We start from the raw sequence: 19,338 nt of genomic DNA, 5'->3' as shown, positions 1-19,338 counted from the left end.
GGCGGGCCCCGCCGTCCTCGCAACGTAACGGACGCCCCCGTCCGGTTGGCTAAAGTGAGAGACCATGACCGAGCAACTGACTCACCCCGCCCGCTCCGACGCCCGCGACAACCGGCTCCGCATCCTGGAGGCCGCGCGCGCAGTCTTCGGTGCGGAGGGGCTCGGCGCGCCGATGCGTGAGATCGCCCGGCACGCGGGTGTCGGCCCCGCCACGCTGTACCGGCACTTCCCGACCAAGCGCGACCTGGTCCTGGAGACCTACGCCGAGCAGCGGCGTGTCTGCCGGTCCGCGGTCCACGACGCCCTCGCCGACCCGGACCCGTGGCACGGCTTCCGCGAGGTGATCGAGCGCGTCTGCGCACTCCACGCCGAGAGCCGGGGGTTCGCCGACGCGTTCATGGCCGCGTTCCCCGAGGCCCTGGACTTCAGCGCCGACCGGGAGCAGGCGCTGCGCGCGGTCGCCGAGCTCTCCCGCCGCGCGCAGCGGGCCGGACGCCTGCGGCCCGGGTTCGTCGTGGACGACCTGGTCCTCATGCTGATGGCCCACCGCGGCCTGCAGGACACCCCCCACGCCACGCGCCTCGCGGCCTCGCGCCGCTTCGCCGCGTATGTCATCGAGGCGTTCCGCGCGGTCCCGGAGGGCGACACTCCCCCTCCCCCGATGCCACCGGCACCGCGGCTGCGGGGGTGAACGGCTCACCCGGCGCGGCGGCACCTGCCGCACGCCGGTACGGGACCGCCCCGGCTGCCCGTATGTCGGGCAGCCGGGGCGAACGGGAGTGGGTGGGCCCGTCCGGTTGTCAGCCGCTCTGGTCGACGGTCGCGGCGAACAGTTTCAGGCGGGTGTCGTCCGGCAGTCGGACCGAGCGGAGCACCCGGTCCGGGTCCAGCGGGAGTGTGCGCGCGAAGATACGGACGGCCGGACCGTCGCGGCCCGTGCCCGCCCGGTACCGGTACGGCGCCGCCACGGCGACCGTCTCGCCGGGCTGCGGCTGCCCCGCCCAGTCGCTGAACCCCAGGGACACGGCGGCGGTGGAGCCGTCGGCGTAGGTGAGCGTGGCGGTTCCCTCCGCCGCGCCGCCGGAGGCGGCCCCCAGTACGCGCAGTTGCCGGGCCCGTAGCCCGGGCAGCTCCAGTGTCTGCCCCTGGGCGGTGACGGTGTTCTTCGTCCCGTCGGCCGAGGAGGGGAACGCGAACGGCGCCCCCGCGAGCACGGACGGGCCGTTCGCGGGCAGGGTCTCGGCGGCGTAGCTCCAGCCCAGGCCGTCGAAGTCGCCGTCGTCCGGATGGTCGGCGCTCGCGATCGAGTCGCGGTCGTAGGCGCCGGTCAGGTCCACCGGGCAGGAGTCGTCGGACTGTGCGCAGCCCAGGCCGCGGACGTCCAGGACGGCCGTCGCGGTCCGGCTGCGGCCGTCGCGGGTGCGGACCGTGAACCGGACGTGGTGCTCACCGGCCGCCAGGGCGGCCGGCACGGGCACGTCCAGCGCCACGTCGACCTGCGCGAAGCGGCCGTCGCTGCGTACCGCGAAGGGGTGCGCGTACCGCTTGCCGTCGAGGCTCGCGGTGACCTTTCCGCGGACCGTGCCGGGGCCCTGGACGGTCGTGCGGGTGACGAACGGGACGGTGGCCGCACGGCCGGCGATCGTGACGGCCCGCCCCGGGGCCGCGGCGAGGGTGAGCGAGCGCACGGGACGGAGGTACGGCGCGAGACGCGCCGGATCCGGGCGGCCGAGCGCGTCCAGGTCCACCGCGTCGGCCATGGCCCGCAGCCCCTCGTCGTTCGGGTGCAGATGGTCGCCGCTGTCGTATTCCGTCCGCATGCGGTGCGGGTCCGCCGGGTCGCGTACGGCGGCGTCGAAGTCGACCACCGCGTCGACGACCCCGCCGTCGCGGATCCACGTGTTCACGGTCTCGCGGGCGGCCTCCTGCTCCGGCCCGTACGTCTGCCATCCCTCGAAGGGGATGAGGGTGCCGCCCAGCACGCGCAGGCCGGCGGCGTGCGCGCGGTCGGCGATGTCACGCAGCCCCGTGACGATCTCGTCGGCGCTGCCCTCGCCCGGGATCCGCTGGATGTCGTTGATGCCTTCGAGCACGATGACGGTCCGCGCGCCCGCGCGGCGCAGCACGTCCCGGTCCAGTCTGTCCCGGGCGCTGGGTCCGGTGCCCTCGTGCAGCACGCGGTTGCCGCTGATGCCCGCGTTGAGCACGCCGAACCCGCGGGCCGGGCCGTGGCTCGCGCGCAGCCGGGCCGCCAGCCGGTCCGGCCAGCGCCGGTCCGTGCCGGGCGTCGAAGCGATCCCGTCGGTGATCGAGTCGCCGAGGGCGACGACGGCGCCGCTGCCCGTCGCGGCCTCGGGCCGGCCGGGCCGGACGTCGACCTCGGTGACGTAGTGCCAGGACTGGGTCGTCGAGGGCAGCCCGGCGCCGCCGAGGTCCCCTGCGTGGTCGGTGCCGTCCGTGGCGTAGTACGAGGTGGTCAGCCCGGCGGCGTGCAGGGTGACCGGTCCGGACGGGTCGGGGGTGTAGGTGGTGACGAACAGGTCGGCGGCCGCGGCGACGGGGAGGGCGACCGGATCGCTGTAGACCTCGGCGCCCGCGGGGACGGTGACGGCCCGGTGCCCGTCGAAGGTGAGGTCGCGCAGGGAACCGGGCGCGAGCGCGGCGCTGTCGGGCACCTTCTGCAGCCCCACGGTGGTGTGGGCGAACAGGACGGGTCGGGTGCCGAGGGCGTTGGAGAGTTTCACGCGGATCCGGTCGCCGCCGACGCTCGTGCGGACGAGGTTGCGGAGGGTGTATCCGGCGTACCCGGTGTCGCTCGCCGTGCCGCTCGCCGCAGCTGCCCAGGTGCCGGTCCAGCTCCCCCGTTCCGCCGCCGCGGAGGACGGGGCGGCGGCCGCGGCGGAGGGCGGGGCGGCAGACGTGGCGGTCGCGGGGAGGGCCGTGGCGGTCGAGGAGAGGCCCGCGGTCGTCAGCAGCAGGGCGAGAAGGGTGGCGCATCTTCGCATGGATGTTCCCTTCACAGGCGGAAAGACAACGTTGTCAGGCATCAGGCAAGCTATCGACGGTTCTGACGCCCGGTCAATCCCCTTGCGGGCCGGGCCGGTTGCTCCCTGCGGGCGGAGCCTGTCGCCGGCGGGACGCCCTCTCAGTCGGCGACGGTGACGGCCCTTCGGACGCAGTCGCGCAGGAGGGCCCGGCGCCGGTCGTGCACGGCGTCGGGCTCCTGATCACTGGCCGCGTACACATTGCTCACGGGCGACCAGGCCATGGACATGGCGATGACCACGGCCATGAGGTCGAAGGGGTCGCCCGGCCGGATCCGCCCGGCGTCCTGCGCCTCGGCGATGGCGGCGAGTTTGCGGTCGTCGTAGTGCTCGTGGGTCTCGACCAGGTGCCCGGCGGGCCGGCGCTCCAGCCGGGTCCAGGTGGCGAGCCGGATGAGGTCCGGGCGGCGCAGGTACTCGTCGTAGAGGCGCACGGCCCAGCCCGGGAGGTCGTCCGCGTCGATGGGCACGACGTCGGTGATGCGCTCCAGCGAGCCGAGGAAGATCGCGTCGAAGAGGCGTTCCTTGTCGCCGAAGTAGGCGTAGAGCTGCGCCTTGTTGGTGCGTGCCGCCGTGACGATGCGCTCGATGCGGGCCCCCGCGATGCCGTGGCGGGCGAACTCCTCGGTGGCCGCGTCCAGGATGCGCCGGTACGTCGCGGCGCCGCGTGAGGTCTGGGGCTGTTCCGGCATGCGGGGACCCTATCAAACATCAAACAGAACAGTTGGTTTGCTTTGTGGCCCACCTCGTGCCTAGGCTGCGAGGGAAGCGAATAGACCGAACAGTTTGTTTGTCATATCGATCGAGGAGGAGTCGGACTGTGCGAACGACCGTCGGATGGCGGGCCACCGGCCCCAATACGCTGCGACGCACCCCTCTGCACCGCCGTGACCTGCGTGCGGACGACCTCGCGGTGCGAGTGGACCACTGCGGGCTGTGCCACACGGATCTGCACGCCGTCCGGGGGCACGCCCCGGACGCCCCCGAGCCCCTGGTGCCCGGGCACGAGTTCACCGGTGTGGTGACCGAGACCGGGGCCGGGGTGACGGCCTTCTCGGTCGGCGACCCCGTCGCGGTCGGCAACATCGTCGACTCCTGCGGCTCGTGCGCCATGTGCGAGGCCGGACAGGAGAACTTCTGTCGCTCCTTCCCTACCCTCACCTACGGCGGCACGGACCGGCAGGACGGGTCGACCACCCTCGGTGGTTTCTCCCGCGAGTACGTCGTGCGCGAGGCGTTCGCCTATCCGCTCCCGGCCGGTCTGGACCCGGCCGGGGCCGCCCCGCTGATGTGCGCGGGCGTCACCGTCTGGGAGCCGCTGCGCTCACTGGGGGTGGGCCCGGGCAGCCGGGTCGCCGTGGCCGGGCTCGGCGGCCTGGGGCACCTCGCGGTCAAGCTGGCGGTGGCGCTGGGCGCCGACACGACCGTCCTCAGCCGCACCGGCGACAAGCGGGAGGACGCCCGCCGGCTGGGCGCGCGGGAACTGATCGCCGCCACGGACACCCGGCGCACGAGCGCGGCCCGGAACAGCTTCGACGTGGTCCTCGACACGATCTCCGTGCCCCACGACCTCGCTCCCCACCTGCGGCTGGTGGCGATGGACGGCACGCTCAGCCTCCTCGGCCACCTGGGTACGGTCACCGTCGAGGTCATGGATCTGCTCGTCGGCCGCAAGAAGCTCGGTTCCGCGGGCAGCGGCGGCCGCCGGTCGACGGCCGAGATGCTTCGCTTCTGCGCCGCGCACGGCATCACCGCCGACGTGGAGGTGCTTCCCTCCGCCCGGATCCACACGGCGCTCGACCGCCTGGGCCGCAACGACGTCCGCCACCGTTTCGTCCTGGACATGTCCGACCTGGACTGAGCGTGCGGGGACCCGCCGGGCGCCGGCACCCGGCGCGCAGGTGCCGCGCCGGGTGCCCGCCACGCAGGCACCCGGCGACCGGTCCCCCGTCAGCGCGCGGCGCCGCGCATCAGCGTCTCGAGGTCGCGTTCGCCGGCCGGTGTCTGCGCCCCTGCCCGCAGTCCCTCGCTCATCAGTCGACGTGCGGCCGGCCGGGCGATCGTGGCGGCCCAGGCGTCGTTCTCGCGCAGGAGTCCCTCCGTGAGATCGTCGGCGGGCAGCGCGCGCTTGGCCGCCTCGACGACACCGTCGGGCAGTGCGGCGATGTCGCGGGCCACCCGGTCGACGTGGTCGTCGAGTTCCGCGGCCGGCAGGGCCCGATTGATCCAGCCGTAGGCCGCGGCCGTCCTGGCGTCGAGCAGGTCGGCCGTGAGGATCAGCTCCAGCGCGCGGTTGCGGCCCACGCGGTGGCGGAGGTACTGGGTTCCGCCGCCGCCGGGGACGATGCCCATGAGCGACTCGATCTGACCGAGCCCGGCGGTCTCGACGGCCGCGAACGCCATGTCCGCCGCGGCCACGAACTCGGCCCCGCCACCACGGGCCTTCCCGGCGAGCTTGACGACGGTCACCTGGGGCTGGTGCCGCAGGAGCTCGCCGACGGCCTGGAACACGTTGACGTCCGCCGGAGCCGACGCGGCGAGCGACTCCAGCGCGGCCATGTCCTCCCCGATCCGCATGTCCACATGGGCGAGGAAGAACTCGGGATCGGCGCTGGAGAAGATGATCACGCGGACCGAGGGGTCGTCCGCGAGCGCGGTCAGCACGGTGCGGAGCTCACGCATCATCACGGCACTGATGACGTTCACCGGGGGGTTGTCGAGGACGATCCGCGCGACGCCCTGTGCGCTGCTCACGCGCAGCGTGGCGTAAGCGTCGTGGGCGTCGTGGGCGTCGTTCGTGAGGGAGGGCATGGAGGCTCCACAGGTCGCCGGAAGGCAGGTAGGTTTGCGATGCATACCTACCTTTGGCGGCATCGATGTGATCCGCAAGAACGCACTTCGGGAGTACCAGGGCACATGAAGGACACCGACCCGCACGGTTCCGGTCCCGGTGCCGGAGCCGGCCTGCGACGAGGCGCGGGCACCGCCGTGCCCGTCGTCTTCCGGGCGGACTGCCCCAGCCGGCCGATCCTCGACCAGATCGCGGACAAGTGGTCGATGATGGTCATGGCGCTGCTGGAGCGGCCCACCCGGTTCAACGAGCTCAAGCGCGGCCTGGAGGGTGTGACGCAGCGCGTCCTCACGCAGACGCTGCGGCGCCTGGAGCGCAACGGCATGATCCGCCGCACCGTGCTGCCGACCTCGCCCGTCGGCGTCGAGTACTCCCTCACGGCGCTGGGCGAGTCGCTGCGCGAGCCGTTCGGGCAGCTCTACGCCTGGACGGTCGCGCACAGCGAGGAGATCGAGGACTGCCGGCGGGAGTACGACGCCAGAGGCTGACACCCGCTGGTCGAAGGACGTCTCAGCGCAGCCGGCGGCAGAGCAGCGCGTCCGGGCCGCCCGCGCTGCCCACACGGGTGGTGAACGCGATCCCGGCGGCGTACTCGTCGTCGGCACACTGCCCCTTGTAGTTCCCGGAGGCGAAGTCGCCGCCGGAGTCGGGCCGGTTGTCGGACCGGTCGAACCAGAGCGTGCGGCCCGTGGTGCCGAGGGAGGTGCGGGCGGGGGCGCAGAGGGCGGCCGACACGCGGCTGCCGCGGCGGCTGTAGCCGATGAGGTAGGAGCCGGAGGGGCACTGGAACTTCGTGTAGCCCCCGGCCCAGTCACCGCCCTGCGGGACGTTTCGTTCGTCGGTCACGACCGTGTGGGTGCCGTCGGCGGCGCGCAGGTCGCCGGCTTCGGTGTCGGTGCACAGTCCGCGGCCCCCGGCGTGGCTCAGGCCGATCAGTCTCAGTCCGTCGGGGCAGGCGGCCTTGTAGGCGCCCGGGTCCCAGTCGCCGGTGGCCCGTACCCGCAGGGACTGGACCTGGTCGCCGTGGTCGGTGCTGAGCATCCGCCAGGCGGGCACCGGGGCGACGGAGCCGGTGCGGGTCGGTGCGGTCATCAGGTGGTCCCAGCCGGTGCGCCGCCAGTCGGTCTCGTCCAGCAGTCCGTGCCGGTGACCGTCGGCGTCGTAGCGCAGCAGCGCCCAGTCGTCGTGGCCTTCCCAGCCGACCAGCGGCCAGTAGGCGAAGTCGGCGTCGTGGTCGGCGAAGTAGTCGGTGATCCGGCCGAACCAGGTGCGGGCCGCGCCGTTCGTCTCGCCCGCGCCGATGCCGAACTCGCTGATCCACAGCGGTGCCGTGTAGTGCCGGCCGCTGTCCTGCGACACGAAGAACGCCTCGTCGTACAGGGCCTGCCGCAGTTCCTCCTCGGTCAGGTCCTGGTAGCGGGGGTCGCTGGTCTCCCCGATGCCGGTGGCTCCGCTGTGGTGGGGGCCGGTGTAGCCGTAGAAGTGGGCGGACCAGACCAGTTTGTCGCTCTGTACGAGGGTGTGCGAGAGGGTGCGGGCGGGGGTGAGCGTCGGCCGGCCGTGCGGGAAGCCGTCGACGGGCAGCCCGGTCCAGTTGATGCCCTCGACGACGATGAGGAGGCCGGGGTTCGCCTCGGTGAGGATGCGGTCGGCGGCCCACTGCGCCGCGGCGTACCAGTCGTAGTCGTCGCCGCCGCCCCAGTCGGGGTCGTGCAGCACGTCCCGGCGCACCTCGTTGTACAGGTCGGCGCCCACCACCCGGGGGTCGTCGGCGTAGCGGCGGGCCATGAACACCCAGTCGTCGACCCACTGTCCCGCGTCCTGGGAGCTGTTCCAGCGTTCGTTGCCGTCGAGGCCGCAGCACCAGCGGGAGGTGTTGGTGTGGTTGTTGAGCACGACCGCGAAGTCGGCGGCGGTGAGCGCGGCGACGACGGCGTCGAAGACCTGCAGGGGTGTCCTGCCGCGCAGTTGGGGGTTGGCCGCGACGGCGGAGTCCGGTACGGGGCCGGTGGCGTGGATCATCTCGTTGGAGAAGGGCAGCCGGACGCTGTTGATGCCGAGTGCGTGGAAGTCGGCGAGCAGCGCGGTCAGGGGGACGCGGTCCAGGCCGAGGGGGATGCCGTGGGAGTCCTGTCCGGCGTGGTGCTGGGCCGGGTCGGCCGCATCGCCGTTGCCCGTCCAGGAGCCCTGCGCCCCGTCCCAGTTGGCCGACTTCAGCCGGAACCGGTTGCCCGCCGCGTCGACGATGTAGCGGCCGCGGGTGGACAGGGGCGGTTGCCAGGTGCCGGCGGTCGCCGGCGCGTCGGACGTCGGCGGCCGGTCCTTCGGCGTGGCGGCGAGTGCGCCGGGGGCGGTGGCCGTCAGGAGCACGGCCGACACCGCGCATGTCAGGTACTTGACAATCCGATGCAGTGACATGGGCCCCTACCGGTGGTGGACGGGAGACGGTGACCGCGACAGCAACTACCCATGGGACGGAGGTGGTTGACGCGGATAGTAGTCCTCGCACGGCAGGGCGTCGAGCGGGCCCCGGACCGTGGGGTCCGGGGCCCGCTCGACGCCCTGCGCGGACGGGGTCAGGCGGGCCGACGGGCCGCGCCCGCCGCCGACGGCGCGTCCGTGACCTGCCGGTGCGCGCTCTTCGCGGCGCTGCGGCAGAGGGAGATGCCGAGGGCGAGCAGCCAGTAGCTGAGGATCGCGCCCATCGAGGCGGTGGTGCCCCAGCCGTTCGCCGCGTAGAAGTGCGCGGGTTCGTTGCCGAAGAACAGGGACGGCACGAAGGCCACGTTGAGCCCGGCCAGGACGAAGGCGCTCCGGTGGGCCCAGGACGGCAGCAGACGGGTGCGGGACAGCGTGTGTCCGACGGCGACCAGGAACAGGGCGAGCAGGACGCGCCCGATCGTCCCGTACAGGATGTAGGTGCCGCTCACGTCGATGGTCGGGTCGATCGGGTGGTCGGCGGCGATGACCGCGCCGCCCTCCAGTCCGCTGGAGACGAGGGTGACCGTCCCGTAGACCAGCCCGGCGGTGAAGGCCAGGCTGCCCGCCCATTCGTACGCGGGGCGGACCGTCCTGACCAGTTCGCGGAAGGCGGCCGCGAAGACGATGAAGAACGTCAGCCCCAAGATGCCGAACAGCAGTCTCGCGAGGACGTTGGAGTCCGGTGGCGGGCCGTCGTAGAGGAAGTACAGGGGTACTTCGACGATGAGGGCGACGGCGGCGGCGAGGCAGGCGAACCCCGCAAGGCGCCGGGCGGTGGTCTCGTTCATGGGTGTTCCCCCGTGGGTGTGTCTCGGATGGTGTGCCGAATGGTGTTCCGGTCCGGGCGGCGAGGGCCGGTGGTCCTCGCCGCCGGGACCGACGGACTGAGCCGTCGGCCGGTCATCGGGCTCGGCCCGGGGCCGGGCGGAGTGTGTGCTGTCGTCGCCCCTCGTCGTCCCTCCCCTGTCGGGTCAGCCGCCCCCCATGCCGCCGCGGGCGGCGAGGACGGTCATGGGCAGGGAACGGACGGCCTTCTCCAGGCCGGGCGCCAGGGCGGCGAGCCGCCTCGTGCAGGCGTCGATGCGGGACCGGAAGGCCCTGCGCTCATGCCGCGGGACGACGGAGGGGATACCGCCCGCCGCGGCCAGCGCCAGCAGCGCCGCGTCGGTGGCGGGCAGCCGCTGCACGGGGCCGTCGCCGTGCAGCGCGGCGCGGACGCGGGCACGGACGGCGGCGGTCGCCGCGGGGTCCACGGCGGTCGAGCGCCGGCGGCCGAGGAGGCCGCGGTGCGCTGTCACGGTGAGGACTCCGGCCGCGGCGAGCCTGTCCTCCACCTCGGCCAGGGTCCGCGCCCGGTGGCGGCGTACGAGGTGTTTCCAGCCGTGCCCGGGTGCGTCGCGCAGCACCCCGTCCAGGACGGGGTCGCCGGTGGACCCCGTGCCGTGCACGGTCACCGTGCCGCCGTCCTCACCCAGCCGTCCGCGCAGTACGAGGTCCGTCAGCGCGGCGGCACGCAGCAGCAGCTCGGTGCGGGAGCGGTCGTAGGGGCCGTGGGCGGTCTCGTCGTGGGCGAGCAGGTAGGTGAGGCAGGCCAGGTCTTCGGTCATGTCTCGACGCTACGGTCGGGCTCCCCGACGCGGATCGGCCGCACGGAGGGACCGGCACTGGGAGCACGGGAGGGACGACGGGCCCTTCTCCTCCCTGAGGAGGAGAGGGCGCCTCGGGGGTGGCGCGGGCGTGGCGGTGCGGGCGTGGAGGAGGCGGCTCAGGGACGGCGGGGCCGCACCAGGCCGTGGTCGTACGCGGTGACGACCGCCTGGACGCGGTCGCGCAGGCCGAGCTTGCGCAGCACGGCGGTGACGTGGTTCTTGACGGTGGCCTCCGACAGGGACAGCCGTTCGGCGATCTCCGTGTTCGACAGTGCCTGCCCGATCAGGGTGAGCACCTCCCGCTCGCGCCCGGAGAGGCTGCGCAGGGAGGGTGCCGGCGCCGGGTCGGGCAGGGTGCGCAGGAACCGGTCGAGGACGCGGGTCAGCACGGTCGGCGCGAGCAGTGCCTCGCCGCGCGCGGTGAGGCGGATGGCCTCGACGAGTTCGCCGGGGCGGATGTCCTTGAGCAGGAAGCCGCTCGCCCCGGCGCGCAGTGCGTCGACCACGTGCGCGTCCACGTCCCAGGTGGTCAGCACGAGGATCCGGGCCCCGCTGCCGCCGTCCGCGATCCGCCGGGTCGCCTCGATGCCGTCCACGACGGGCATGCGTACGTCCATCAGCACGACGTCGGGCGCCAGCTCCCGGGTCAGCCGCACCGCCTCCCGGCCGTCGCAGGCCTCCCCGACCACCTCCAGGTCGTCCCGGGCGTCGATGATCATGCGGAAACCGGTGCGGACCAGGGCCTGGTCGTCGGCCACCACCACGCGCAGTGTCATGAGACCCGCTCCACCGGCAGCCGTGCCGCCACCTCGAATCCGCCGCCGGGCCGGGGCCCTGCGCTCAGGGTGCCCCCGAGCAGCCGCGCGCGCTCCTTCATCCCGACGAGTCCGCGCCCCGCACCCGTCATGGCGACCCTGCCGTGCGCGGTCCGCCCGTTGTCGGTCACCGTCACGCGCACGCAGTCTCCCTCCGCCGTCACCCGTACGCTCACCTCGTCCGCGTCGGCCGCGTGGCGCAGCGCGTTGGTGAGCGCCTCCTGCACGATCCGGTATGCCGCCAGGTCCACCGCGGCCGGGAGTCCGTCGAGGTTCCCCTCGTGCCGCACGTGCACGGTCGTCCCGGTCGCGCGCACCGAGTCGGCCAGTTCCGCCAGGCGTGCGAGCCGGGGTCCGGGGTCTCGCGTCGCGGCCGGCCCCTCCTCCTCCGCGTCGGGCCGGAACGCCCGCAGCATGGAGCGGAGTTCACCCAGTGCGGAGCGGGCGCCCGTCTCGATGGCCCGCAGCGCCTGACGGGCCTGGGCGGGCTGTTCGGTGAACACGTCGTCCGCCGCGCCCGCCTGGACGACCATCACCGACAGGGTGTGCGCCACCACGTCGTGGACCTCGCGCGCGAGGCGTTCGCGTTCCTCCGCCAGGGCCCGGCGCAGGTCGGCCCGCGCCCGCTCCTGCTGGGTCCTGCGCCACTGTCCGAGGGTCCAGGCCAGGGCCGGTGCCAGCAGGCAGAGCACGAGGTCCGCGGTGCCGCCCGTCACCAGGGCGAGCGGTGCCACCGCCCACAGCGCGACGAGGGCCCGCGCGGACGCGCGCGGCGGCCGGACGGCCGCCGCGACGCACAGGGTGACCTGTGCGGCGAGCAGCGCTCCGGTCAGGGTCACCGTGGGCAGCAGCGCCCAGACGGTGAGTCCGGTCGCCGCGTGGGCGGCTAGGACGGGGAGAGGGGCGCGGGTCTGCCATCTCAGGGCGCCGACCTGGGCGAGCACCAGGACCTCGGCGACCGGGAGCCGCCCGCCTCGTCCGGTGCCGGCGACGAGCACCGAGGTGCCGAGGACGGCCAGCACCAGGGCGGCCGAGCTCCACCACAGCACCCGGGCATCCCGGGACGACGGCGCGTCCGATGGCTCGAAGGCCCCCTGCGCAGGCCCGGTCCACACGCCTTCCGGGTGCGTACCGGTACGGTCGTCGTCCGACTGCGTGCTGCCGCTGCCCCCCACGTGCCGACCATACCGTCCTGCGGGGCCGGGGGCTGCCGCGTTCCCACCCGCCGTTGCGGGCCCGTGGGCCGACGTCGGGTCAGGCGTGGGCGCCGGGGGCGGTGTGGCCGCGCAGGGCCGTGGTGCCCTCACGGATCAGTCGCTGGGTGCGGGGGAAGTCACGGAGCCGGCCGGCGAGGAGGTCCAGGCCGACGGTCAACGACCGGGCGGGCACGGCGCGGGCTTCGAGGATGACCGCGGTCCAGGTGAGGAAGTCGGTGAAGATCGCGCCGTCGTCCATGTAGAGGGCGGTGGCGAGGAAGTCGAGGATGTGGGCGAGGTCCTCGGCGGTGCGCTCGCGCTGCGCGTCGCCGTGGTCGCGGACGGCGGGGAAGGCGTCCTCGAGGTCGACCAGGGTCTGTTTGACCAGTTGGGCCCGGGACCGGACGATCAGGGTGTACTCCTGGTCGGCCAGGTGCGGCAGGTCGTCCACGGCCTGGCGGCCGGCCGGCGGGGCGGGCCGGGAGAGCCCTCCTTCCAGGGCGGCGGCCGCGCCCCGGGCGTCCGGCGCCCACCCGTCGGCGCCGAGCGCCCGGGCGTGCCGGCCGTCGGGGCCGAAGGCGCGCCCGCCCGCGAGGACGGGAACGCCGACGGACCGGCAGGCGGTGATGGCCGCGTGGGCGGCCGGCAGGTGGGTGGGGATCGACCCGGACAGCAGCACCGCGTCGGTGTTGGTGTGGTGCAGATGCGCGACCAGGTGCGGGGTGGGGGTCTGCGCGCCCAGGTAGTCGACGTGCCAGCCGCGCAGCCGCAGCACCTCGGCCACGAGCCGGGCGGGGAAGGCGTGCCACTCGCCGTCGACGCAAGCGACGGTCACGCGTCCACGCGCGGTGTCCGGGCGCGTCGCCGCGGAGGTCCGGTGGGCGAGGACGGCGACGACGCGTTCGTTGATCGCGGTGGCGGCGTGTTCCCGGGCGACGCTGAGGCGGCCCGCGGCCCACTCGGTGCCGACGCGTTCCTGCACCCGCGCGATCACCTCCAGGAGCAGCATCTCCCCGTCGACGTGCCGGGCCGACGCGTCCTGGACGAGGGCGACCGCGGTGTACTCGTCGCCGTCGGCCACAGCCCGCCACAGTTCCTCGCGCAGGCCGGCCGGCGTGGTCGGGTCACTCACCGGTCCTCCCGGCTTTTCCCTGCTCCCGCGACCGGCGTCGGGCCGGTGCGCACCGCTCCGATGGCGACGACGGCCATGTCGTCGTGGCCGCCGGAGCGCAGCCACTGGAAGGCGAGCATCTGCACGTGTGCCACGACGGCCTCCGCGGGCATGCCGGCGCATCCGGCCAGGGCCCGCCGCAGCCGTTCCTCGCCGAACAGTTCGTCGCCGAGCGGGCCGCCGCGGGCCTCGGTGATGCCGTCGGTGTAGAGCAGGCAGATCTCCCCCGGGGCGAGCGTCGTGTCGACGGTGCGGGCCCGCGCCTCGGGCAGGGCGCCGACGAGGGTGCCACGGGTGGGCGCCTCCTCCACCGTGCCGTCGGCGCGGACGAGCAGCGGGGGCAGGTGGCCTGCGCTGGTCAGCCGCAGCCGCACGCCGTCGTCGTCGCGGCGGCGGCGCACGGAGGCCAGGACGAGGGTGGCGAAGCGGGTCTGGTGGGAGGACAGGAGCGCTCCGTTGAGGAGGCCGAGGACGCGTTGGTGGTCGTCGGCGAGCGGCAGCAGGGCCTGCAGGGTGTTGCGGATCTTGCCCGTCAGCACCGCCGCTTCCAGCCCCTTGCCCGCGACGTCCCCGAGGACGACGAGGGTCTCCCGGGAGGGGTCGGCGCCGGGGTGGACGTCGTAGAAGTCGCCGCCGATGCGTTCCTGGTCCGTGGCGGCACGGTAGTTGCCGGCGTACTCCACCCCGTGGACGCTGCCGAGCACCGGCGGGAGCAGTTCCCGCATGAGGGTGGAGGTGATGGCGGTCTGCTCGGCGTAGAGGCGGGCCGCGGACAGCGCGGCACCGGCCCGGGCGGCGAACAGGCGGGCGAAGACCTCCTCGCCCTCGGTGAACGCCGTCTCGGTGCCGGAGCGCAGCAGCACCAGGGCTCCGGCGGGTACCCCGTGGCCGGGCAGCGGTGTGACGATCACCGAGCCGATCGGCCTCACGAAACCGTCGGGTATGAGCCAGTCCGGGATGTCGTCGGGGTTGAGCCGGCGGGCGGGCACCGGGGGGTAGCCCTGCAGGGCTTCCGCCAGCCCCGGCACGCCGCGGGTGTCGACCTGCCGGTTGACCTGGACGGCCGTGGTGCCCCGCGCCGCGTAGGTGAGCTGGTGGCGGCGCCCCTGCGGCGGGGCGATCAGGACGGCGGCCTCGGCCAGGTGCTGGGCGGCCAGAGAGGCGGTCACCTCCATGCAGCGCGGCACGTTCAGCGTCGACAGCAGCGTGGAGGCGATCTGCGAGAGCATCTCGGACCGGTCCCGGGCGTTGTCCAGCGCCGCCTCCGTCCGCCGGAGGTCGGTCTCGTCGATCAGCCACCAGACCACTCCCCCGTCGGCGGACTGGGTCGGGTGCGCCTCGAAGAGCCGGCCGCCGAGGTGCCCGGCCGGGACGGCACCACCGGCCAAGTGCGGTGCCTCGGTGAGACGGTGGTGGGCGTCGGCCAGCCAGGAGGGCACGCGGTCGCGCAGCCGGTCGCCTCGGACCGCGTCCGGCAGACACCGCCGGGCGGCCTCGTTGATCCCCGTCAGGTCCCCGTGCCGGTCGACGACCAGCACGGGGTACGGGGCGTGGCGCCACGTCCCGCCCACCGGGACGTCGGGGTCACCGGAGCCGGGGGACGAGCGGAGGCCGGGGTCCGTGACCGGACCGGGGGAAGCATTCAAATCGGCGGGCGCGCGCCGTGCGCACCCCACCGCCTTTCCGCTGGCTACGAAGACCTGTGGGCACAGATCCCTGGGCAAGGACGTGGAACGTTCAGCGTTCCGCAATCACCCGGCTGCCGCAAGCCGCCCCGAAACGCCTTGTTGAAACGTGCGACGGGTCACCTTGTGGGGGACGGTGCGAACCGCCGGTGCCCGGTGTCAGGTGTCGGGGGTGTGCGCGGTGCCGGGGGCGAGTGCGTCGTCGACGAGCACGATCCGGGCGGTGACGCGTTTGCCGGTGGGTTCGCGCCGGGTTTCGAAATCCCGGGCGATGGCCTTGACGATCTCCAGTCCGTGCTGGCCGATCCGGCCGGCGTCGGCGGCCCTGGGCACCGGCAGTTCCGTGTCGCCGTCCCGCACCACGACCTCCAGCAGGTTGTCCGTGACCCGCAGTTCCAGCGAGACGGGCCCGGGCGCGTACTTGCGGGCGTTGGTGACCAGTTCGCTCACCACGAGCTGGGTGTCGCCCACGACCCGCGCGGTCAGGGGCAGCCCCAGTTCGTCGCGGACCCGGCCGAGGAACGCGGTGGCGAGGTCACGGGCCCGGGCGATGCTCATGCCTTCCTTCTCCAGCGTCACCGCGACCCGTTCCGGTGTCCCGCCGAGCGGAGCAAGACGGCCGTCGCCGCCGGTAACCGACTCCATACGTCCTCATTCGTACTCGACCCGCACCTGCCCCGGCCGCACGGATGTGCCCTCGCACCGGCTCAGCCGTCTCCTCAGGGTAGAGCAGACGTTCGTGCGCGCTGTACAGGCGTTTCCCTCGGGGGTACCCCGAAGCGTCCCGGGCGTGCCTCCCCGCGTCCCGCCTTTCGTCGCTCACTCGTCCTCGGCGGTGGCGCGGAAGGTGAAGACCCGCTCGAGGCCCACGACGGCCAGAACGCGTTCGAGGTCGGGCGGTACGGCGGTCAGGACGAGTTCGGCGTCGGCGGCCAGGGTGTGCCGGCGGGCGGCGAGGAGTGCGGTGATGCCGGTGGAGTCGCAGAATTCCAGGCCGGACAGGTCCAGGACCAGGCACTGCCCCCGGTGCAGCACGAGCCGCTCCACCTACCGGCGCAGTTCGGCGGCGTGGACGAAGTCGAGTTCACCGGCCACGAGGAGGACAGGGCCGGCGGCGGTGTCGCGCTGGGTCAGGCGCAGCGGGCTCATCGCGGGGGGTCCGATACCGGGAGGGGGTGTACGGGGGTGTCGGGGACGCCCAGGGCCAGCAGTGCCGCGTCGTCGTCGAGGCCTTCGCCGAAGCCCTTGAGCAGTCCGGTGAGCGCGGTGACCAGTTCCTGGGCGGTGGCGGGCGCCCGTGCGGCGAGGAAGGCGTACAGGGCGTCCTCGCCGTACAAGCTGGCACGGGTGGGTCCGGTGCGCGCCTCGGTGAGGCCGTCGGTGTACAGCAGGAGGGTGTCGCCGGGGGCGAGGGTGGTCCGTGTGGTGGCGACGGGGGCGTTCGGCAGCACGCCGACGAGCAGTCCACCGGGGGTGGGCAGCAGGTCGACACCGCCATCGGCGCGCAGGACGAGGGCCGGGGGGTGGCCGCCGGAGGCGAGCTGGACCGTGGTGGGCCGGCCCTCCCCGCCGGGTTCGAGGACGCCGTAGACGACGGTGCAGAACCGGGGGTCGCCGCTCGCCGAGTAGCGCTCGTGCAGGACGGTGTTCAGGGTGGTCAGGGCGGCGACCGGCGCGGAGTCGTGGTGGGCGGAGGTGCGCAGGGTGTGGCGGGTCAGCGAGGTCAGCGAGGCGGCTTCGGGGCCCTTGCCGCACACGTCGCCGAGGAAGAACGCCCACCGGCCGTCGCCGAGGGGGAACAGGTCGTAGAAGTCGCCGCCGAGCCGGTCCGGAGAGGCCGTGTGGTAGTGGACGGCCGTCTCCATGCCGGGCAGCCGGGGGAGGGTCTCGGGCAGCAGGGACCGTTGCAGTACGGCGAGCGCGTCGGCCAGCCGTTGCCGGTCGGCCTCGGCCTGCCGGTGGGCCGCCTCCGCCTCGGCCCGCGCCTGCTCGGCCTCCTTCCGGCGGCGCAGGAGTTCCTCCTCGTAGGCACGCCGGTCGGAGGCATCGAAGACACTGGTGCGGATGAGCAGCGGATCGCCCTCGCTGCCGAACTTGACGGTGGAGGAGACGAGCACGGCGAGCCGGGCACCCCGGGCCGTCCTCATCTCCAGGGCGATCCCCCGCAGTTCGCCCTGCATGCGCAGCAGGGGCGCGAAGTGCGTCTCGTGGTAGAGCTTGCCGCCGACGGTGAGCAGATCGACGAAGCGCCGTCTGCCGACGACGTCCTCGCGGTCCAGGCCCAGCCAGTTCAGCAGCGTGGTGTTGATCTTGGCGATGGTGCCGTCCATCAGCGTCGACAGATAGCCGCAGGGAGCCGACTCGTAGAGTTCCTCGGCGCTGTCCTCCAGCAGCGCGCTGAACGCCGCGTGCGTGTGGTGCCGATCTCCGTCGCGGGACGGCTCGGGTCCTCCGCCCGTGCGGGACATCACTGCAGCTCCCGCAGGAAGCCGAGGAGCTCCCGCGCGGTGGCCTCCGGGGCGCTGAGCTGCGGGCAGTGCCCGGTGGCGTCCAGGGTGATCAACCGGGAGCCGGGAATCGCGGCGTGCACGTAGGCGCCGACCTCGCGCGGCGCGATGACGTCCTCGGAGCACTCCATCACCAGCGTGGGTACGTTCACGCGGGCGAGGTCGTCCCGGCTGTCCGACAGGAAGGTGGTCCGGGCGAAGACCCTGGCGATGTCGGGGTCGGTGGCGCAGAAGCTGTTGGTCAGCTCCTGTCCCAGTTCCGGCCGCTCGGGGTTGCCCATGATCACCGGGGCCATCGCGGAGGACCAGCCGAGGTAGTTGGACTCCAGGGAGCCGAGGAGTTCGTCGATGTCCTCGCGGGTGAAGCCGCCCCGGTAGCCGTCGTCGTCGACGTAGCAGGGCGAGGGCGTCACCATCGCCATCGCCCCGATCCGCTCCGGCGCGGCCTCGGCGGCCAGCACGCCGACCATGGCGCTGACGGAGTGCCCGACGAAGACCGCGCGCCGCAGATCGAGTTCCTCGCAGACCTCCACCACGTCGCGGGCGTAGCCGCGCAGCGAGGAGTACCGCTCGGCGTCCCACGCCGACAGGTCCGAGCCGCCGGAGCCGACGTAGTCGAACGCCACCACGCGGTGGCGCTCCGCCAGCGCGGGCTCCACCAACCGCCACATGTTCTGGTCGCAGCCGAAGCCGTGGGCCAGCAATACCACCGGCCCGTCCGCGGCACCGGTGATCCTCACGTTGTTCCTGCGACGGATGTCCATCGATCCATCGTCGCACCTCGGCCGGGCGGCCAGGACTGCGGTCCGATCCGCAAGCGGTCCGTGCACGTCTGCGCCGCCCGCGACGCCGCCGGGCCCGGACCCCTCGGGCGGCCCGGCGCTCCCGCACGGTGACGCGGCTCACGCCCGCGCCGTCGTCCGTGTCCGCCTCCCGTCCCGTCTCCCGTCCCGGTTCTCGTTCCGCCTCCCGTCCCGGTTCCCGTCCGTACCCCTGTCCCTCCCTCCGCCCGTGCCGCCGTCCGCGCGGTGGACGAGGCCGACCGCCGCGAGGGCGACGCAGAGGCCGACGGCCGTGCGGACGCCGAACGGTTCGGCGAACATCAGGGCGCCCCACACGGCCGTGACGGGGGCCATCAGGAACATGAGGGTGTTCACCCCGGTCACTCCCGTGCGCCGCAGCAGGACCCAGTAGAGCCCGTACCCGCCGAAGGTGGACAGCACCACCAGCCATGCGATCGCGGCCCAGAACGACGGCTCGGCCGGTGGCCGTGCGGCCCCGGTGCCGGCGGCGAGCGCGGTGAAGACGACGGCGCTGGTGAGGCAGTGCGTGGTCATCGCCGCATCGGGCGCGACCGGTGTGCGGGTGCGGCCTTCGAGGAACGTGGCGGCCACCAGGGACAGCATCCCGAGGAACGGTACGAGGTAGGCCCAGCGGGGGACGCCGGTGCGGGCCGCGGCGTCGGCCGTGGTGACGAGGACGACGCCGCCGAGCCCCAGGCACAGACCGAGCCACTGCCGGCGCGAGACGTACTGGCGCAGGACGGGTCCCGCGAGCGCCCCGGCGACCAGGGGCTGGACACCGTCGATCAGCGCGGTGGTGCCGCTGGAGACCCCGAGCTGGATCGCGTGGTAGACGGTGAGCAGGTAGCCGCTCTGCGAGAGGAGCCCGATCACGGACTGCCGGGCCACGTCCCTCGCGGTGAGCCCCCGCCACGCCCCGCGGGCGAGGGAGACGGCGCCGAGGACGAGGGCGAGGGGCAGGAACCGCCACATCAGGATCGTGACCGCGGCGGCGCTGCCCGCGCCGAGCTTGGCGCCGATGAACCCCGAACTCCAGCAGAGCACGAAGGCGGTCCGGAGCAGGACGTTCACGCCGGCCTCCTCTCGACGGGCCGGACCACGCGGGCCAGGCACTATACAGATCGGTATAGTCACGC

The 19,338-nt window shown here is 73.8% G+C and carries 18 protein-coding genes; 3 read left to right on the top strand and 15 right to left on the bottom strand.

The window, feature by feature from the left end; translation table 11 throughout:
* Positions 1-64: 64 nt before the first annotated feature.
* Positions 65-691 (top strand): TetR/AcrR family transcriptional regulator, encoded by a 627-nt coding sequence (locus QFZ64_RS34460; protein WP_307071415.1) that lies wholly within the window; start codon positions 65-67, stop codon positions 689-691.
* A 109-nt stretch (positions 692-800) separates the two neighbouring features.
* Here the strand turns inward: QFZ64_RS34460 and QFZ64_RS34455 are convergent, their stop codons facing one another.
* Together QFZ64_RS34455 and QFZ64_RS34450 are read right to left on the bottom strand one after the other, a co-directional pair.
* Complete coding sequence (locus QFZ64_RS34455) at positions 801-3,005, bottom strand: SGNH/GDSL hydrolase family protein (protein WP_307071414.1); 2,205 nt, start codon at positions 3,003-3,005, stop codon at positions 801-803.
* Between the two features lie 140 nt (positions 3,006-3,145).
* Positions 3,146-3,736, bottom strand: coding sequence for a TetR/AcrR family transcriptional regulator (locus tag QFZ64_RS34450; RefSeq protein ID WP_307071413.1), 591 nt, complete (start codon positions 3,734-3,736; stop codon positions 3,146-3,148).
* 128 nt (positions 3,737-3,864) lie between these two features.
* Here QFZ64_RS34450 and QFZ64_RS34445 point away from each other — a divergent pair, with 128 nt between their 5' ends.
* Positions 3,865-4,905, top strand: coding sequence for an NAD(P)-dependent alcohol dehydrogenase (locus tag QFZ64_RS34445; protein ID WP_307071412.1), 1,041 nt, complete (start codon positions 3,865-3,867; stop codon positions 4,903-4,905).
* An 89-nt stretch (positions 4,906-4,994) separates the two neighbouring features.
* On the opposite strand, the gene QFZ64_RS34440 is transcribed toward QFZ64_RS34445, so the two are convergent.
* Positions 4,995-5,855: an enoyl-CoA hydratase/isomerase family protein gene (locus QFZ64_RS34440; RefSeq protein WP_307071411.1), complete on the bottom strand. Its 861-nt coding sequence runs from the start codon at positions 5,853-5,855 to the stop codon at positions 4,995-4,997.
* 105 nt (positions 5,856-5,960) lie between these two features.
* Here QFZ64_RS34440 and QFZ64_RS34435 point away from each other — a divergent pair, with 105 nt between their 5' ends.
* Positions 5,961-6,383, top strand: a complete 423-nt coding sequence (locus QFZ64_RS34435; RefSeq protein ID WP_307071410.1) for a helix-turn-helix domain-containing protein — start codon at positions 5,961-5,963, stop codon at positions 6,381-6,383.
* 22 nt (positions 6,384-6,405) lie between these two features.
* Here QFZ64_RS34435 and QFZ64_RS34430 read toward each other — a convergent pair whose 3' ends face one another.
* From QFZ64_RS34430 to QFZ64_RS34375, 12 genes are all read right to left on the bottom strand, one after another.
* The gene (locus tag QFZ64_RS34430) at positions 6,406-8,313 is read right to left on the bottom strand and encodes a glycoside hydrolase family 5 protein (RefSeq protein ID WP_307071409.1); all 1,908 of its coding nucleotides are present in this window, start codon (positions 8,311-8,313) and stop codon (positions 6,406-6,408) included.
* Between the two features lie 158 nt (positions 8,314-8,471).
* Positions 8,472-9,164, bottom strand: coding sequence for a hypothetical protein (locus tag QFZ64_RS34425; RefSeq protein WP_307071408.1), 693 nt, complete (start codon positions 9,162-9,164; stop codon positions 8,472-8,474).
* Between the two features lie 183 nt (positions 9,165-9,347).
* Positions 9,348-9,983, bottom strand: coding sequence for a GPP34 family phosphoprotein (locus QFZ64_RS34420; protein ID WP_307071407.1), 636 nt, complete (start codon positions 9,981-9,983; stop codon positions 9,348-9,350).
* A gap of 158 nt (positions 9,984-10,141) precedes the next feature.
* Entirely contained in the window at positions 10,142-10,801 is a 660-nt protein-coding gene (locus QFZ64_RS34415) for a response regulator transcription factor (RefSeq protein ID WP_307071406.1), read from the bottom strand.
* Positions 10,798-11,889, bottom strand: a complete 1,092-nt coding sequence (locus QFZ64_RS34410) for a sensor histidine kinase (protein ID WP_307071405.1) — start codon at positions 11,887-11,889, stop codon at positions 10,798-10,800. The genes QFZ64_RS34415 and QFZ64_RS34410 overlap by 4 nt, the downstream gene beginning before the upstream one ends.
* Before the next feature lie 205 nt (positions 11,890-12,094).
* Positions 12,095-13,168: a B12-binding domain-containing protein gene (locus tag QFZ64_RS34405; protein WP_307071404.1), complete on the bottom strand. Its 1,074-nt coding sequence runs from the start codon at positions 13,166-13,168 to the stop codon at positions 12,095-12,097.
* Positions 13,165-14,778 (bottom strand): SpoIIE family protein phosphatase, encoded by a 1,614-nt coding sequence (locus QFZ64_RS34400; RefSeq protein WP_373430790.1) that lies wholly within the window; start codon positions 14,776-14,778, stop codon positions 13,165-13,167. Before QFZ64_RS34400 ends, QFZ64_RS34405 begins: the two co-directional genes overlap by 4 nt.
* 273 nt (positions 14,779-15,051) lie before the next feature.
* Complete coding sequence (locus tag QFZ64_RS34395; RefSeq protein WP_307071403.1) at positions 15,052-15,537, bottom strand: ATP-binding protein; 486 nt, start codon at positions 15,535-15,537, stop codon at positions 15,052-15,054.
* Between the two features lie 174 nt (positions 15,538-15,711).
* Positions 15,712-15,927 carry an STAS domain-containing protein gene (locus QFZ64_RS34390; RefSeq protein WP_307071402.1) on the bottom strand — a complete coding sequence of 72 codons (216 nt, stop codon included), beginning with the start codon at positions 15,925-15,927 and terminating at the stop codon, positions 15,712-15,714.
* A gap of 110 nt (positions 15,928-16,037) precedes the next feature.
* Complete coding sequence (locus QFZ64_RS34385) at positions 16,038-17,360, bottom strand: PP2C family protein-serine/threonine phosphatase (RefSeq protein WP_307071401.1); 1,323 nt, start codon at positions 17,358-17,360, stop codon at positions 16,038-16,040.
* Positions 17,360-18,163 (bottom strand): alpha/beta fold hydrolase, encoded by an 804-nt coding sequence (locus QFZ64_RS34380; protein WP_307071400.1) that lies wholly within the window; start codon positions 18,161-18,163, stop codon positions 17,360-17,362. Before QFZ64_RS34380 ends, QFZ64_RS34385 begins: the two co-directional genes overlap by 1 nt.
* 138 nt (positions 18,164-18,301) lie before the next feature.
* Positions 18,302-19,273, bottom strand: coding sequence for a DMT family transporter (locus tag QFZ64_RS34375; protein ID WP_307071399.1), 972 nt, complete (start codon positions 19,271-19,273; stop codon positions 18,302-18,304).
* Between the last annotated feature and the right edge of the window lie 65 nt (positions 19,274-19,338).

Source organism: Streptomyces sp. B3I8 (assembly GCF_030816915.1).
Classification (GTDB): Bacteria; Actinomycetota; Actinomycetes; order Streptomycetales; family Streptomycetaceae; genus Streptomyces.
Note: the sequence above shows the minus strand (reverse complement) of the source record. Positions and strands in the feature narration are given on the sequence as shown.

What these genes read in the sequence shown, in the direction of transcription:
- QFZ64_RS34460 (WP_307071415.1), top strand. Translation starts at nt 65, where the DNA reads ATGACCGAGCAACTGACTCACCCCGCCCGCTCCGACGCCCGCGACAAC.
- QFZ64_RS34455 (WP_307071414.1), bottom strand. Translation starts at nt 3,005, where the DNA reads ATGCGAAGATGCGCCACCCTTCTCGCCCTGCTGCTGACGACCGCGGGC.
- QFZ64_RS34450 (WP_307071413.1), bottom strand. Translation starts at nt 3,736, where the DNA reads ATGCCGGAACAGCCCCAGACCTCACGCGGCGCCGCGACGTACCGGCGC.
- QFZ64_RS34440 (WP_307071411.1), bottom strand. Translation starts at nt 5,855, where the DNA reads ATGCCCTCCCTCACGAACGACGCCCACGACGCCCACGACGCTTACGCC.
- QFZ64_RS34435 (WP_307071410.1), top strand. Translation starts at nt 5,961, where the DNA reads ATGAAGGACACCGACCCGCACGGTTCCGGTCCCGGTGCCGGAGCCGGC.
- QFZ64_RS34430 (WP_307071409.1), bottom strand. Translation starts at nt 8,313, where the DNA reads ATGTCACTGCATCGGATTGTCAAGTACCTGACATGCGCGGTGTCGGCC.
- QFZ64_RS34425 (WP_307071408.1), bottom strand. Translation starts at nt 9,164, where the DNA reads ATGAACGAGACCACCGCCCGGCGCCTTGCGGGGTTCGCCTGCCTCGCC.
- QFZ64_RS34420 (WP_307071407.1), bottom strand. Translation starts at nt 9,983, where the DNA reads ATGACCGAAGACCTGGCCTGCCTCACCTACCTGCTCGCCCACGACGAG.
- QFZ64_RS34415 (WP_307071406.1), bottom strand. Translation starts at nt 10,801, where the DNA reads ATGACACTGCGCGTGGTGGTGGCCGACGACCAGGCCCTGGTCCGCACC.
- QFZ64_RS34395 (WP_307071403.1), bottom strand. Translation starts at nt 15,537, where the DNA reads ATGGAGTCGGTTACCGGCGGCGACGGCCGTCTTGCTCCGCTCGGCGGG.
- QFZ64_RS34385 (WP_307071401.1), bottom strand. Translation starts at nt 17,360, where the DNA reads ATGTCCCGCACGGGCGGAGGACCCGAGCCGTCCCGCGACGGAGATCGG.
- QFZ64_RS34380 (WP_307071400.1), bottom strand. Translation starts at nt 18,163, where the DNA reads ATGGACATCCGTCGCAGGAACAACGTGAGGATCACCGGTGCCGCGGAC.